1 protein-coding gene is annotated in these 523 nt (G+C 67.5%); it reads right to left on the bottom strand.

What is annotated here, in order from left to right:
- On the bottom strand, positions 1 to 523 hold a 523-nt coding region (locus QYM41_RS17870; protein WP_368801107.1), incomplete at both ends, for a lyase family protein.

The raw sequence follows: 523 nt of genomic DNA, 5'->3' as shown, positions 1-523 counted from the left end.
CGTCCAGCGCCCGGTCCAGCTGCTCCTCGGTGAGCTGGCCGTTGTCGACGTAGCCCCGGGCGATCGTCGCCTCGCGCACCGTCATCTTGTTCGCCACGGCGTGCTTGGCGATCTTCGCGGCGGCCTCGTAGCCGATGGCCTTGTTCAGCGGGGTCACGATGGACGGCGACGCCTCGGCGAGGAAGCGGCAGCGCTCCGTGTTCGCCTCGAGCCCGTCGATCATCTTCTCCGCCATCACGCGCGAGGAGTTCGCGAGCAGCCGGATCGACTCCAGCAGGGCCGAGGCCATGACCGGGATGCCCACGTTGAGCTCGAACGCGCCGTTGGTGGAGGAGAGCGAGACCGTGGTGTCGTTGCCGATCACCTGCGCGCAGACCTGGATGGTGGACTCGCAGATCACCGGGTTGACCTTGCCGGGCATGATCGAGGAGCCGGGCTGGAGGTCGGGGATGAGGATCTCGCCGAGGCCGGTGTTGGGGCCGGAGCCCATCCAGCGCAGGTCGTTGTTGATCTGCATGTAGCT

The sequence above is a fragment of the Kocuria oxytropis genome, from assembly GCF_040981195.1.
Taxonomy (GTDB): Bacteria; Actinomycetota; Actinomycetes; order Actinomycetales; family Micrococcaceae; genus Kocuria; species Kocuria oxytropis.
The sequence above is the reverse complement of the archived record's forward strand: the minus strand, read 5'-3'. Positions and strand labels throughout refer to the sequence as shown.